Origin of the sequence: Leisingera sp. MMG026 (assembly GCF_021654205.1) — a bacterium.
Classification (GTDB): Bacteria; Pseudomonadota; Alphaproteobacteria; order Rhodobacterales; family Rhodobacteraceae; genus Leisingera.
In genome coordinates this window covers 1-14,487 of record NZ_JAKFZM010000070.1, presented here as the reverse complement: position 1 = coordinate 14,487, position 14,487 = coordinate 1, and the positions used below count along the sequence as shown (strand labels likewise).

Below are 14,487 nucleotides of genomic sequence, written 5' to 3'. Positions count from 1 at the left end.
GGCGCATGTCTTGCGTGGACATGTGCCGTTTCTTTTGCGGGAAATGGCACAGAGCTTTTGTGAAGCGGCTATTCGACGGCCTGCATTTCGGTATCGATTTCGATGACCAGTGTCCCAACCGGGATGGTCATGCCGACACCGAAGTCCTTGGGCTCGATTTCGGTCCGCGCGTGAAACGCGGCCCAGTCGCCTTTGTAGTACTCCAGGAACTGCGCCAGCGGGTGCTTGCCGATGTGGGTCAAAGTGGCCTGAAGCGTCACGGGCTTGGTCACCCCGTGCATGGTCAGGTTACCGGTGATATCAGCAGTTTTGTCGCCAGTGCGGGTAACTGAGGCGCTTTCAAAGGTGATTTCCGGGTAGGTTTCCACTTCCAGAAAATCGGCATTCTTGATGTGATCATCCAGCGCAGCGACGCCGGAATGGATGCTGGTTGCATCCACGACCGCGTTCAGGCTCGCGCCTTCGATATTGGCTTCATCCAGAACCAGGGTGCCTTCAGCCTTGGTGAACTCACCATGCTGCATCGAGACGCCTGCATGGCTCCATGCAACGCGGACTTCGGTGTGGCCCTGCTGGGTCTTATAGGTTTTTTCTGCAAAGACAGGGGTCGCCAGCAGAAAGGCGGCTGCAGTTGCGGTGAGGAGGTTTGAGAAAGGCATGGCATCTCCAATCTTGAGGGTTGAGGAATTGGGGGCGCGGGCGAGGAAAAGCGCGTGTTCCACGCACCCCCTGGCTCCGGCCGGAACCTGAATCTGTCCATGTTCGGGCCCCGGTCAGACGAGGTCAGGCATCAGGGCTGATAGGGTTCTTCCCGAAGCGTATGGCTGACCAGAAGCTTGAAGAACAGGATTGGCAGGAACCATTCCAGGTGCTCGGGATTCTCGAAAACGTAGAGCGAAAGAAGCAGAGCGATGCAGTAGACAAGGGCCGCAAACGGGCGCTGCAGGTATAAAGGCGTCAGAAGGATCGCCGCACAGGACGCGAGGGTGAAACCATAGACCATGGCAATCCAGCCCAGATCAAAGCCCAGAAACGCCCAGCTGAACAAAGTGATCTGGATCAGGTGAATCGCAATAAAGCTCATATGAGCCTTGAAGCCTTCGCCCTCGCGGAAGAACCAGCGTTTGGCTGCGGAGGTAGAGTTGGTAATGGATCCGCCGACCATGTCCACAGCGATCAGAGCAACCAGAATATACTGCCAGATATTCCAGTCAGCGCTCTGGAAGAGGCCGAAGACAACAACGCCGGCAGCAAAGATGAACGGCGGATAAAGCTGAAGGTTCTTTTCCGCTTTTGTCGCTCCTGGGCCGATCAGCGTGTCGATAAAGCCCCAGAAGCCAGCCCGTTTTTCGGGCAGCGTCCAATCAATTCTCATGGTCTTGTCGTTTCCTTGAAGAGTTTGCAATTCAGGCAAAAGTCACGCCGTCTTCAGCCATCGGCAGTTTGCTGACCATCGTGCCAGCCAGGGCCGCAATGGCATTGGCCAGAGCCGGGCCTGCCGGAGGCGTTCCGGGTTCGCCGATGCCGCTGGGGGCTTCTGCCGAGGGGATGATGTGGACATCAATGGCGCCGATGTCCCCGATGCGCAGCGGCTCGTAATCCGGGAAATTGAACTGGTCCACTGCACCGCTGCTCAGAGTGATCTGATCACGCATGATGTGCCCGATGCCGTAACCGACACCGCTTTGGATCTGGGCATCCACGATGTCCGGGTTGACAGCAATGCCGCAATCCACTGCGCATGTGATTTTCTCAATCTTCACGCCGTCTTCCGCGCTGCCGGACACTTCGGCAACAAGGGCAACAAAAGTGCCAAAGGACATATGCGCCGAAATCCCCTGCGCATGACCAGCAGGTGCCGTGCCCCAGCCGGCCTTTTCAGCGGCCAGTTTCAGAACCGCTGATTTCCTCTGCTGGTTCTTGTTATCCGCGCCTGCCAGATACTTCAGCCGGTACTCCAGCGGATCGGTTCCGGCTGCCTTGGCTGCCAGATCCATCATTGTTTCCATCACATAGGCGGTGTGGGCGTGGCCGATGGAGCGCCACCACAAGACTGATGTTGCCTTCTGGGTATCTGTCAGGCCCAGGGCAAATCCCGGAATGCTGTAGGCCGTATCAACAGCCCCTTCCACGGAAGTGTGATCCACGCCGTTATGCACGACAAGGTGCTCGAACGGGGTGCCTTTCATTACAGATTGACCGGCAATTTGGTGCTGCCAGCCGACAATGCCGCCATTGGCGTCCAGTCCGACCCGCACCTTGTGGCCGAAGGCAGGCCGGTAGTAGCCGCCCTGGATATCATCCTCGCGCGTCCAGACCAGTTTCACCGGCCGCGTCCGGTCCGTCATGATAAAGGCCAGGGCCGCTTCGACCTGATAGTCGGCTGTCGGGGTTGCCCGGCGGCCAAAGGAACCGCCTGCGAACATCGACTTGATGTGGATCTTTTCCTGCGGCAGCCCGAAGATTTCCTGATAGGCCAGATGGGTTGCCGTCGGCATCTGCGCACCATCATGGAGCACGATGTCCCCGTCTTCGGTCTGTTCAATGGTGCAATTCAACGGCTCCATCGGGGCGTGCGCCAGCAGCGGGAAGTAGAAGGTCTTTTCAATGGTTTTTTCCGCCCCATTGATGTCTGCCGCCACAGCATCCGGATCCGTGCTGTTTGCCCGGAACTCAGGTTCGGCGTCCAGCGCCGCCCGGATTTCGGCTTCAACCTCATCAGAGCTGCGGGTCTCGGCGGCGGAAACATCCCACTCAGCCTCAACCGCTTCCCGCGCCTGAATTCCGGCCCAGGTGTTTTCCGCATAAACGGCAATGCCCGCCTTGTTCGGCAGCACTGCGGAGTGCAGGTAGCCTTTCACGTCCTGCGCAGCGCTGTCGTCAAAGCTGACGGCCAAACCGCCCCGCGACGGCGGGCGCTTGATCAGCACAACCATTTGGTTGGGAAGATGCAAATCCATGGAAAATTTGGCCTGACCGTTGCCTTTGCCTGCGGAATCCAGACGGCGGGCCGCAGGTGAGCCGATCAGCTTGTAGTCTGCCGGGTCTTTCAGTCGCGGGTTTTCAGGCGCCGGGAGCTTCGTGGCAGCCGCCACAAATTCGCCGATGGGCGCTGAATGCCCGGCCGCTTTAACAATCCCCTCGTCGATTGTGATTTCCGCGGCATCAATTCCCCATGCCGCAGCCGCGGCCGCGATCAGCATCTCACGGGCTGCCGCGCCGGCCTGGCGGTACTGATCCCAGGAGTTGACGAGGGATGTGGAACTGCCTGTGCCTTGGAAAATCCCGAACCTGAGGTTGGCATAAAGTTCAGGATTGGAGGGCGCGAACTCGAACTCGATCTGATCAAGACGCAGGCCGATTTCTTCCGCAATCAGAGTAGAAAGCCCGGTGCTGATGCCCTGACCGGCCTCATAGTGCTTGACGATCGCTGTCACTACGCCGTCCGACCCGACTTTGACAAATGGATTGAACTGAGCCTGGCTTGCCTCGGCAGCGGCAAGACCGCCGCTGGGATTCACTCCGACAAAGAGAACAGCTGTGGAAGCCGCAGCCCCCTTCAGAAAGTTTCGGCGGGACGTATTCGGGGTCATCTTCAGCCCTCCAGAATTTCAGCAGCGCGCAAGATACCGGCCCGGATACGCTGGTACGCAGCACACCGGCAGGCATTCCCCGACATGTAATCGTCGATGTCTTCCGCCGTAGGTTTGGGGGTTTCTGCAAGCAGCCCGGCCGCAGACATGATCTGCCCGGATTGGCAGTAGCCGCATTGAACAACATCCAGCTCCAGCCAGGCCTGCTGCACAGCAGCTCCGATGGCTCCGCTGCCGACGGCCTCGATGGTGGTGACTTCCGAGCCCTCAGTATCTTCTATGTATGTCTGGCAAGAGCGGACCGGCTCACCATCCAGATGCACAGTGCAGGCACCGCATGAAGCAACTCCGCAGCCAAATTTCGTTCCGGTTAGTTTTAGTTCGTCCCGGATCACCCAAAGAAGCGGGGTTCCCGGTTCAGCTTCGACCATGTGCGTCTGGCCGTTCAGTTTCAGCTTGATAGTCATTTTGTCATCCCTCTGGCGGAACCGCCTTGCCGTCGCCTGGCCAACGGGCGGCTTGGCAGAAGCTTCTTGAAGATGCCTTCTTCGGTATTTTGAATCACCATATACTGTCAACACATGTTGACTTGCAGTGATGACAACAAGCTTGACTTCCCGCCAAAAGCGATCACATTCGCGTCATGACTTCGGAAAATCCAACCATCCAAACCAAAAACTTGATCTTCAAAGCTGGAACCAGTCTCAGCACGGAGCTGATTCTGGATACCGCCCTCACTCTGGCTGAGGAGGTCGGAAGCCTTGAAAAACTGTCCCTCCGGAAAATAGGCAAAGCCTTGAATGCCGATCCCACGGCGATCTACCGTTACTTCCGCAGCAAGAATGAATTGTTGCAGGCCATGGCGGACCGGATCTATGCAAGGATGCTGCCTGCCAGGGACATGGAGGACGAAGACTGGGCCACTCAGCTTACAGAAATCGCATCGTCTGTCCGGAGTGTTTACCTGGTATTTCCAACGATCGGGCTGGAAGTGACAAACCTGTCTGACTCTGATGCCAGGGCAGCCAGTTACGTAATTGAAGCAATCTACCTTGCGCTGGAGAAATCCGGACTCCCGGAAAGGCAAATCCCGATTTTCGGAGAAGTTCTGCTTTCCATGGCTATCGGCGTTGGAACTGGTGAACATGTGTTCGGTTCTGATCCGGTCCGCGGCAAGGAGCTGGTTAGGCAGAAGCAATCAAAGCTTGATCCAGCTGAGTACCCGAACTTGACCCGGTATTTGGGCAATCCGATCCCTTCAAATGATGAAGTGTTCGAACTTGCCGTTCAAATGCTACTCGAAAAGATCTCAGCAAGTGCCAATGCCAACACTAAAAGCTGAACACCTGAGGGAAACCCGTCCAAGAACCGGCCAACACATCGCCAAGGAATGTCCCGGCTTTGGACGCTGCCTTTTTCACTCTCTGCAGCATGAACCGTAAGAAAGAACGCCCTATCAAACGGATGGCCTTGGGCTGGCAGCCTCAGGCAAGGAATATGAAACTGAAGAGCCTCGCTCTCCTGACAGCCGGAATACTTCCGCTGCTAAGTGCATGTGCCTCCTATGAAACAAAAAACAAGTCCCAGACCATGAGCAGTTCAGTACCCAGCCATCACACTGCTAATCGCAGCTTCAGAAACCCTCCCGGCAGCCCAGTACGCGAAGGGTCCGCCGGAGAGATGCTCAGGTTCATCATGAACCAGCTGCTTTCTTCTTTCAAAACACCTATTCCCAGCGATCATGTCCTGGGAGTTGACGAATTCCGTCGGCAGTTGGCGGATGCCCGGAATCCAAGTGTGACTTGGCTGGGCCATTCAGCCTTCATCATTAGGCTGGGCGGCAAGGTCATACTGACAGATCCTTTCCTCGGGGAAACTGCGGGTCCTGCGGGCTTTGGCCCCAAACGGTTTGTCGCAGCTCCGATCACCGGAGCGGAGCTTCCCAAGGCAGATGTGCTTTTGGTCAGCCACAACCACTATGACCATCTCGACGCACCGACAATTGAGGCCTACCCCCACAAGGCCGACACCCAGGTTATTGTGCCACTGGGTTTAGGAACGTTCTTTACCAGCCGCGGCTATTCAAAGGTGATCGAACAGGACTGGTGGGAGCACTGGCAATCCGGTTCCCTCAAAATCTCCACATTGCCGGCAATCCACAACTCCGGCCGCGGGCTCCGAGACAAGAACAAAACGTTGTGGGCCAGCTTTGGCATTTACTGCGAAGAAGGCAGTATCTGGTTTTCCGGCGATACGGCGAGCGGCCCTATCTTTGACGGGCTCGGCAAAAAGGCGGGGCCTTTCGATTTGGCCTTGGTGGCGATAGGAGCATATGAGCCGCGCAAACTGATGAAGGGAGCCCATGTCACGCCAGAAGAAGCTGTTGATCTTGTAAAGAGAGTTGGTGCGCGAACCGCAATCGGCATGCATTGGGGGACAATTGCGTTGACGCCCGAGAACCCGTTTGATGCTCCAACGAAGTTTCGGCAGGCCGCTGAAAGGCAGGGCCTGGGGGCAGAAAAAGCTGTCGTGATGAAAATCGGTGAATCCGTAAATCTGTCTGCCGGAGACCTTGCGCTGCCGCACCTCCTGCAGCGAGATTTTGGCAGTATCTAGCTTCGCCCTTTCCAGCGGAGTGTGAACTGGCCCCCGTTTAGACCGGACACCTTGACTTGAGCAAGGTGGCTTACCCACGCTTTGCCCGAGACATGTGAATTCGGGTGGCAGATCTCGCTGGAGCATGCTCGAACGGCTGGTTTTCACGCCGCGCAGCGGCGCCGAAAAAGATGCAGTCGCGGCGAAACCAGCGCCGGGCCTAGCACGACCGGCAGCTTAGGGCTGCCTGGCGTCGTCTGGCGGAAGCGTCCTGGCGAAGTTTCGCTGCAACCCTGCCGCCGCATCGCCGCAAGTCGGCAGAGAGCCCCCAACCGCTACTGCCTTGAACGTCACAGTTTGCTGCCGCAGCATGTCGATCAACGACATCACGTCAATCTGTCTCTGGTTTCGCCATTTGTCAACATGACCTAGTTTTTGGCGAGAAGAAGGGCAGTGCTGACCAACCCCAAAAGACTTACTGCGGGCTGTTAAGGAACTAATTGTGCTGTCGGGCATGATCCAAGTTTCTAAAGTGACCGTATCCACGTTATGGTGACAATAAATTTGCACAGTCCACCCGGCAGAAAAAAACTGCGCAGGGAATCCCCAAGGGGCACAGCAGCAGTGTCAAACGGCAAGGCCCATTCTGAGCTGACAATCTGGCTGCTAGCGGTTCGCGACCAGCGGGACCGTGCTGCCTTTGCTGCGCTGTTTGACCATTTGGCACCGCGGTTGAAAGGATTTGTCATTCGCTCCGGCGCCAGCTCCGCGCTGGCTGAGGAAATCGTGCAGGATGTCATGCTCACCATCTGGCGCAAGGCGGCGCAGTTTGATCCGCATAAGGCACAGGCCTCGGCCTGGATTTATCAGATCACGCGTAACCGCCATATCGATATTGTTCGTAAGGAACACCGTCCGGTTCCGGATGAGCTGGGCGCGGACCCAGGATTGGAACCGGATGCCAGCCAGATGCTTGGCCTGGAGCAAGAAGCAGAGCGGTTGAAGCTGGCAATCCAGAAGTTGCAGCCGGATCAGAAAGAGATGATCGAAAAAGCCTATATCGGCGAGCTGACCCATCAGGAGATCAGCAGCCAGACCGGCCTGCGGCTTGGAACCGTTAAATCGCGCATTCGCCTCGGATTGGAGCGGCTGCGCAAAGAACTAAAAGGATTGCGCTGAAATGCCTGCAATCACCCATCATATCCCCGACGCAATCATCGCGGCCTACGCAGCCGGCAGTCTGCCACATGCTTTTTCCATGGTGGTGGCCAGCCACTTGTCCTATTGCCGCGATTGTCAGGCAGCGCTTGGCGCGCATCAAAGCGCTGGCGGCGTCTTGCTGGAAACCACGAAAGGTGAAGAGCTGTCGCCTGGAATGAAGGCCCGCGTTATGGCGAAGCTGGATGAGCCTGCATTGCCGGAGCCGGTCTATGATGCCAGTGGGATTTACCCTGGTCCTGTGATGCAGGCCTTGAAGGGCGGCACCCCGCGCTGGCGGACCCTGGGCATGGGCGTAAAGCAGAACATCCTGTACGAAGGAAACGGCGGTTCAGCCCGGCTGCTCTATATTCCGGCAGGTCAGGCGGTGCCTGACCACACTCACAATGGCTTGGAACTGACGCTGGTGCTGCAAGGGAGTTTCAGCGACGAGACAGGTAGGTTTGGTGTTGGCGATGTTGAGATCGGCGATGAGGATCTGGAGCATACTCCGGTGGCAGATGCTGGCGCCGCCTGTGTCTGTCTTGCTGCCACAGATGCCCCGTTGCGGTTCAATGCATTCATGCCGCGCTTGCTGCAACCGTTGTTCAGGATCTAAGACGAGCCTTATTTGCTGCGGTAAACCAGCCAGTCAGGCAGCAGGTGCAGCAGCTTGATCGCCCAAGAAAACGGGCGCGGGAAATCTGTCCGGAAGCGGCGTGATTGCAGCGCTGCCACAACATGCCCCGCCGCCAGCTCCGGGGGCATGATCTGCGGCATGGCAAAGCTATTCTTGTCTGTCAGTCGGGTCTTGATAAATCCCGGGTTTATGATGCGGACCGTTACGCCGGACCCTGTTAGGTCATGCCGCATAGTTTCAGCCAGGCTGATCAGCGCAGCCTTGCTGGCGCCATAGCCGATGGCGGCAGGCAGGCCTCGGTATCCGGCCAGCGAGCCGATCAATGCGATGTCGCCGCGGCCCGCTTTGACGAAATCCGGCAAGACTTGCCCCAAAACCCTGACAGCACCGTTGTAGTTCACGTCGCTCATCTTCAGGGCGGCGCCTGTGTCCCAATCCTGAGTGCGCATCGGTTCATAGGCGCCGGCGTTGTAGATGACCATATCCACTGTGCCTGCCAGCCGTGCAGCCTGGGCGACCGACCCCATATCCGTTACATCCATTGGCAGCGGTTTTGCCTGGGTCAGCTCACGGGCCAGATCTTGCAGGGCAGCTGCTGAACGGGCTGACAGGACCAGCCGGGCGCCCTCTCGGTCCAACTGCCGCGCGATCTCACGCCCCAGCCCGTGGCTTGCGCCCACCAGCCAGACGGTCTTGCCATGAAAGCTGTTCATGCCTTGCGTCCAGAATAGGTAGAGCTGTCGGATATGAGCGGTTCCGGCGGTGCTGGTTTTCTCAGAAACGGCGCCCGTTTGGCCCAGAGTTTCAGCGCCTGCCAATAGATCAGGGCCACCACTCGCAGCGCACCAAAGGGCCTGCGCAGCGCGGCTCCAGCCAGTGAGATTGTGGAGGCCGGGCGGCGCAACCCGTTCAGCGTTGCCAGCACGCCCTGTTCGCCGTTCCTGTAGGAAATCCGGATATTGAAGGCGTGGTCCGTCATCCCGAAGTGGAACTGGTAGCTGCCGGCGACCTGCTGAAATGGAGACACATGCATCAGCTTTTCAGCCTCGATCACCTCATCCTGGCGGATAGGCCGATAATCCGGGTGCGCTGCAAAGTAACAATGGCGATGGCCGAAGGTGTTGTTTACTTCAGCAATGAAGGCTCTTGGCGTTCCGTCCCTGACAGCGATCCAGAAGCTTACCGGATTAAAGTGGAACCACAGAAAGCTCGGCTGGGTCAGTAGCAACAGTTGTGCATCTTCAACTGGAAAGCTGCGCTGCTGCAATTGATCTCGGAACCAGGCAACTCCGCTGCCTGCCCGGCGCGGGCCGCCATGGTGGCGGTCAAAGATAGAAAACAGATTGAACCGATTGCGTGACAGCAAGGGCGGTGCTCCTTCGGTCAAATCGGTCAGAATATAGTCCACTCCGTACCGAAACGCATTTTTTAGGCCACCGCTGCGGGCGTGATAGGTCTGGGCGGGCACATGCTCAATCATTCTTCTTCTACGCCTGCGGAACCACTTCGGATCACATCACAAGAAAAAACCTTGCCGCAGTGATCCGCCCCCCTTTGTGAGCCGTAACATGCTCAAACAATAGGAAGGAAAGCTGCATATGCTGGATCAGACGCAGGGGCCGCGGCGCAGGATCGCGATTGTCGGAGGCGGCATCTCCGGCCTGTCCGCAGCCTACTTCCTATCAGCCAATCATGACATCACACTGTTTGAGGCCGCCCCCCGTCTTGGCGGTCATGCCCGCACGGTTCTGGCAGGCAGGAACGGGGACCAGCCGGTCGACACCGGCTTTATCGTGTTCAACTATGCAACCTACCCTTATCTCACCAAACTGTTCCGCGAACTGGACGTGCCAGTGATGAAAAGCGAAATGAGTTTTTGCGCCAGCATCGACAATGGCAGGCTGGAATACGGGCTGAATAGTCTGCGCATGCTCACTGCGCAGAAAAGCAACCTACTCCGGCCCCAGTTCCATAAAATGATTGCTGACATCATTCGCTTTGGCAAACAGGCCGAGGCAGCAGCGGTAAGTGATGACAAGACCATAGGCGAACTGGTGGATGAGCTGGCCCTTGGGCAATGGTTCCGCGACAATTACCTGATGCCGATGTGTGGAGCGATCTGGTCCACGCCGGTCAGCGATGTAGATGCCTTCCCGGCGAAGTCACTGGTGCAGTTTTTTCGCAACCACGCGTTGCTTGCCGGAACTGGCAAGCATCAGTGGTGGACGGTCAAAGGTGGCAGCATTGAATACGTCCGCCGTTTGGAGGCCGCGCTGATTGCCCGCGGATGCCAGATTCTGACCGGGACACCCGTTCGCAAATCAATACGTAATGACGCTGATGTGACACTGCAGATGGATGGGCAGGAGGGGGTCACCTTTGACGAGGTGATTTTTGCCTGCCACTCGGATCAGGCGCTGGCCATACTGGGCGCCGATGCAACGCCTGCTGAGGCCGCCGCACTCGGCGCAATCCGGTATCAACCGAACAAGGCAGTGCTGCATTGCGATGAGGGGCAGATGCCGCGACGGCGCACTTGCTGGTCAAGCTGGGCTTACCGCAGCCAGGATGGCAGCGTCGGGGTGACCTATTGGATGAACCGGTTGCAGAACATTCCCGAGAGCGATCCGCTCTTCGTAACGCTGAACCCGTCTCAGCCCATTCCAGCAAGCAAAATCTATGACGAGACAGAGTTTGCCCACCCGGTTTTCGACAAGGCCGCGCTGCGGGCGCAGCGTGAGCTCCGGGCCATGCAAGGCCAGAACCGCACTTGGTTTGCCGGCGCCTACAACCGGCATGGTTTTCACGAAGACGGCATCGCCAGTGCCATGCGGATTGTCCGCATGATGAATTCCCCCACCACAGACCGATCCAAAGGAGCAGAACATGGCATTCACAGACAAAGCCCTGCAGGCACAGTTTCTCTCAGCTTGCGCGCGTCTGCGTGAAGGGCGCCTGACACTGCGCACACCGGACGGAGCGCGCTATGAATTCGGCGACCGGGGGGCAGCGGCGGAAATGCAGATCCATGATTGGGCCGCGGTCTCTGCCATGGCGGCGCATGGCCAGGTCGGCCTGGGCGAGGCATATGTGCAGGGCCTTTGGGACACGCCGTCGGTCGAAGGGGTGATGCAGCTGGCCATGCAGAACCGGGACCATCTTGGCAGCTATGACCAGGCAAACCCGCTGAACCGGGCAAAGTTCCGCATCGTCGACACGCTGCTGCGCGCGAACTCCAAACGCGGTGCTCGCAGGAACATCCGCGCGCATTATGACGTCGGCAACGAATTCTATCAGCTTTGGCTCGACGACGGCATGACCTATTCCTCCGGCCTGTTTGGTGACGGGTGCGGTGACCTTGCCAGGGCGCAGACCCGCAAGAACGACCGTATATTGTCACGGCTGGGAACCAGTGAACGGGTGCTGGAAATCGGCTGCGGCTGGGGCGGGTTTGCCGAACAGGCCAGTGCTGAAGGCCGTGACGTGACCGGTGTCACCATTTCCCGCAACCAGCACAGCTATGCCGAAAGCCGTCTGGACGGGCGCGCTGATATTCAGCTGCGCGATTACCGCGATATCGAAGGGAAATACGATAACATCGTCTCGATCGAGATGATCGAGGCAGTCGGTGAGCGCTACTGGCCCAACTATTTTGCCAAGCTCAAAAGCAATCTGGCCGAGGGTGGCCGGGTGCTGTTGCAGGCCATCACCGTGCAGGACGATTTCTTTCAGACCTACCGCAGCTCCTCGGACTACATCCGCCAGTATGTATTTCCAGGCGGTATGCTGCTGTCAGATCAGGTGATCACGCAGCAGGCAGACGCTGCGGGGCTGCAGGTCAGGGAAAGTTTTGCGTTCGGTCAGGACTACGGCAAGACCTGCCGCATCTGGGCGCAGCGCCTTGCGGATCAGAAACGCCGCATTACGGAATTGGGCTATGGCGAGGCCTTTTTCCGTAATTGGCAGTATTACCTTGAGATTTGCGCAGCATCTTTTGCCGTCGGCCACACCAATGTGGTGCAAGTGGAGTTGGCACATGCTTAGGCCGGTCATCCTGCTTTGCCTGCTGGCACTGCCGGCAGCCGGGGCCGCCAGTCAGCTTCAAGCCCTGCTGCCGGGCGCCAAGGAGCGCGGCGCCGCGACTTTCCGCCTGCTGGGCCTGCCGGTTTATCAGGCTCGGCTGTTCACCAGTGATGCCGCCCCGCTGGACTGGTCGCAGGACTTTGGCATCGAACTGACCTATCAGCGCAGTATCAGCCAGGCGGATCTGACCGGGGCCACCCTGCGTGAAATGCGCCGAATGGGCAATCCGCCACCACCGGAAGCCAAGCTTGCCGCCTGTTTTCAAAATGTTGCGCCCGGCGACCGTTATCTGGCCGTCAGCCGGGGCCCCGACCGGGTCGATTTCCTGCGCAACGGCCGCACTACATGCAGCTTGCGACACCCGCAAATCAAACGGCATTTCATGTCGATTTTCCTAGGCGCAAAATCCCGTTCTGCCAGCTTCACGCGCAGCCTCCTGGGATGACAATGCTTTACTCGCGTGTCAGCCTTTATGCGATGATGCTCGCCTCGGCAGGTATTCCGCTGTACATTCACCTGCCGCAATTTGCGTCGGTGGAACTGGGGATTGGATTGGGCACTCTCGGTGTGATCCTTCTGTCCATCCGCCTGATAGATCTGGTTCAAGATCCGCTGATCGGCTGGATGGCCGATCGTTGGCCGCAGGCCCAGCTTAGATTTGCGATGCTCGCGGCCGGCGGGCTGGCTATCGGATTTCCCCTGCTGTTTTCGTTGACCCCGGGGCCACAAGCCACAATCCAGCTGGTTCTGACCCTGATCGTTCTGTTCACTGCATACAGTCTTGGCGTGATCCTGCTCTATGGCCGCAGCGCTACGCTGGCCAAACAGCCCGGGCCTCATGAGCTGCTCACGCTGGCGGCATACCGCGAGGCCGGATTGCTGGCAGGCGTTATTTTCACTGCAATCGCGCCAGCCGCTCTGGCGGCCTTTGGGGCAGCGGGCCAGGGGTATGGTGCCTTTGGCATGGCCCTTGGTCTGTTTGCGCTGCTGACCGGGTTGCTGACCCGCCCGATCTGGACCCGCCCTGCATACGTCGGCCAGCGTTTGTCCATCCGGTCGCTGGCCAACGCCGGGGCTTTCAGACTGCTGATCCTGGCGGTGCTGAACAGCCTGCCTGTTGCGCTGACGTCCACTTTGTTCCTGTTTTTTTCCGGGGACCGGCTGCAGCTTGCGGAATATGCCGGGGGGCTGCTTGTGCTGTTCTTCCTGTGCGCAGGTCTCAGCGTGCCGCTGTGGACGTTCATCAGTCAGCGGACCAGCCCCAAGCAAACCCTGTTGATTGCGATGCCGATGGCAATCGCAAGCTTTGCCGGCGCGGCCTGTCTCGATGCTGGAGACCTGGCGGGATTTGCCCTGATCTGTGCGGCCTCCGGGGCAGCGCTTGGGGCAGACATGGTGATGCTGCCTGCCATGTTCAGCATTGTCTTAACCAAGGCAAACCTCAATGCAGCCGCCGCTTTCGGCATCTGGTCTTTTGCTGGCAAGCTGGCGTTGGCCTTGGCTGCAGCCTTGGCCCTGCCGCTGCTGGAACATCAGGGATTCCGTCCCGGCGGCCCGAATGACGCCCAAGCGCTGGGGGTCCTGACCCTGGCCTATGCGGTGCTGCCCTGTGTGCTGAAAACCGTTGCTTTTGCTTTTGTCCTAACGCTTCCATCGGAGAAACCCGCGCCATGAAACTGCTTACAGTCCTGCTGCTAATCGCGCTTGTTGCGATGATCGCAAAAACCTACTTGCTGAGTTTCCGGTTCCAGTCGCCGCAAGACTATGCCGGGACAGGCCCGGAGTTCATCCTGAACAAGCACCTGTCCGGCGAGATCCTCTCTGAAGGGCTGATCTTTGGCCCCGATGGCAAGATGGCCAACAGTTTTACTGCAAGGATGGTCGGAGAATGGGAAGGCAACACCGGCACTTTGACCGAGCAGTTCACCTACTCGAACGGCGTGACGCAAAGCCGGAAGTGGTATCTGACGCTTGGCCCGGACAACACATTTACTGCCACAGCCGATGATCTGGTGGGAGAAGGACAAGGCGTTGTTTCCGGTAGCACAGTGCGGCTAAGCTATACGATCAGACTGCCGCAAAGCGCAGGAGGCCATGTGCTGCGGGCAACGGACTGGATGTATCTGACTGAAAGTGGCGTCATCATCAACAAGTCAGAAATGCGTAAGTTCGGCTTGAAAGCAGCTGAACTTGTCGCGACATTGCGGCCAGCGCCATGAGATAAGCGTTTGGGTATAGCTTTTGCGGCAATCACCAACTGAGCTCTGAGCGCCGGTGCCCAGTTTTCGGATTGGGAAAACTGCCGGCGAAATCTCGAGTTACTTACTTCGCCCCTTTAGCAGTTCTACACTAGTCGCCGGGAGAGATTCCAGCGTATTC

15 protein-coding genes are annotated in these 14,487 nt (G+C 58.1%); 9 read left to right on the top strand and 6 right to left on the bottom strand.

The features are described from left to right. Positions 1-68: 68 nt before the first annotated feature. The 4 genes from L1069_RS22245 to L1069_RS22230 form a co-directional block, all read right to left on the bottom strand. A complete protein-coding gene (locus tag L1069_RS22245; protein WP_237457097.1) occupies positions 69-659 on the bottom strand; it encodes a YceI family protein in 591 nt (196 codons plus the stop codon). Positions 660-790: 131 nt separating this feature from the next. Beyond that, positions 791-1,375, bottom strand: coding sequence for a hypothetical protein (locus tag L1069_RS22240; protein WP_129372802.1), 585 nt, complete (start codon positions 1,373-1,375; stop codon positions 791-793). Between the two features lie 31 nt (positions 1,376-1,406). Beyond that, on the bottom strand, positions 1,407-3,593 hold the full coding sequence (locus L1069_RS22235; RefSeq protein ID WP_237457096.1) for a molybdopterin cofactor-binding domain-containing protein: 2,187 nt from the start codon (positions 3,591-3,593) through the stop codon (positions 1,407-1,409). Positions 3,594-3,595: 2 nt separating this feature from the next. Beyond that, complete coding sequence (locus L1069_RS22230; RefSeq protein WP_129369435.1) at positions 3,596-4,060, bottom strand: (2Fe-2S)-binding protein; 465 nt, start codon at positions 4,058-4,060, stop codon at positions 3,596-3,598. A gap of 176 nt (positions 4,061-4,236) precedes the next feature. Between L1069_RS22230 and L1069_RS22225 the strand changes: the two genes are divergently transcribed. The 4 genes from L1069_RS22225 (at position 4,237) to L1069_RS22210 (ending at position 8,004) form a co-directional block, all read left to right on the top strand. Beyond that, positions 4,237-4,935, top strand: coding sequence for a TetR/AcrR family transcriptional regulator (locus L1069_RS22225; protein ID WP_237457095.1), 699 nt, complete (start codon positions 4,237-4,239; stop codon positions 4,933-4,935). 155 nt (positions 4,936-5,090) lie between these two features. Further along, on the top strand, positions 5,091-6,209 hold the full coding sequence (locus L1069_RS22220; RefSeq protein WP_237457094.1) for an MBL fold metallo-hydrolase: 1,119 nt from the start codon (positions 5,091-5,093) through the stop codon (positions 6,207-6,209). Positions 6,210-6,812: 603 nt separating this feature from the next. Continuing rightward, positions 6,813-7,367: a sigma-70 family RNA polymerase sigma factor gene (locus L1069_RS22215; RefSeq protein WP_237457093.1), complete on the top strand. Its 555-nt coding sequence runs from the start codon at positions 6,813-6,815 to the stop codon at positions 7,365-7,367. A gap of 1 nt (position 7,368) precedes the next feature. Continuing rightward, the gene (locus tag L1069_RS22210) at positions 7,369-8,004 is read left to right on the top strand and encodes a ChrR family anti-sigma-E factor (RefSeq protein WP_129369441.1); all 636 of its coding nucleotides are present in this window, start codon (positions 7,369-7,371) and stop codon (positions 8,002-8,004) included. 8 nt (positions 8,005-8,012) lie between these two features. Here the strand turns inward: L1069_RS22210 and L1069_RS22205 are convergent, their stop codons facing one another. After that, the gene (locus L1069_RS22205; RefSeq protein WP_237457092.1) at positions 8,013-8,738 is read right to left on the bottom strand and encodes an SDR family NAD(P)-dependent oxidoreductase; all 726 of its coding nucleotides are present in this window, start codon (positions 8,736-8,738) and stop codon (positions 8,013-8,015) included. Continuing rightward, positions 8,735-9,505 (bottom strand): DUF1365 domain-containing protein, encoded by a 771-nt coding sequence (locus L1069_RS22200; RefSeq protein ID WP_237457091.1) that lies wholly within the window; start codon positions 9,503-9,505, stop codon positions 8,735-8,737. The genes L1069_RS22205 and L1069_RS22200 overlap by 4 nt, the downstream gene beginning before the upstream one ends. A 118-nt stretch (positions 9,506-9,623) precedes the next feature. Here L1069_RS22200 and L1069_RS22195 point away from each other — a divergent pair, with 118 nt between their 5' ends. Genes L1069_RS22195 through L1069_RS22175 form a run of 5 tightly spaced genes read left to right on the top strand, consistent with a single transcriptional unit; the run spans position 9,624 to position 14,327 of the window. Then, the gene (locus L1069_RS22195) at positions 9,624-10,973 is read left to right on the top strand and encodes an FAD-dependent oxidoreductase (RefSeq protein WP_237457090.1); all 1,350 of its coding nucleotides are present in this window, start codon (positions 9,624-9,626) and stop codon (positions 10,971-10,973) included. Beyond that, positions 10,912-12,069, top strand: a complete 1,158-nt coding sequence (locus tag L1069_RS22190) for a cyclopropane-fatty-acyl-phospholipid synthase family protein (RefSeq protein ID WP_237457089.1) — start codon at positions 10,912-10,914, stop codon at positions 12,067-12,069. Before L1069_RS22195 ends, L1069_RS22190 begins: the two co-directional genes overlap by 62 nt. Beyond that, complete coding sequence (locus L1069_RS22185) at positions 12,062-12,553, top strand: hypothetical protein (RefSeq protein WP_129369446.1); 492 nt, start codon at positions 12,062-12,064, stop codon at positions 12,551-12,553. Before L1069_RS22190 ends, L1069_RS22185 begins: the two co-directional genes overlap by 8 nt. A 2-nt stretch (positions 12,554-12,555) precedes the next feature. Beyond that, entirely contained in the window at positions 12,556-13,782 is a 1,227-nt protein-coding gene (locus tag L1069_RS22180) for an MFS transporter (RefSeq protein WP_237457098.1), read from the top strand. Next, the gene (locus tag L1069_RS22175) at positions 13,779-14,327 is read left to right on the top strand and encodes a DUF3833 family protein (RefSeq protein WP_129369447.1); all 549 of its coding nucleotides are present in this window, start codon (positions 13,779-13,781) and stop codon (positions 14,325-14,327) included. Before L1069_RS22180 ends, L1069_RS22175 begins: the two co-directional genes overlap by 4 nt. Positions 14,328-14,487 lie beyond the last annotated feature (160 nt).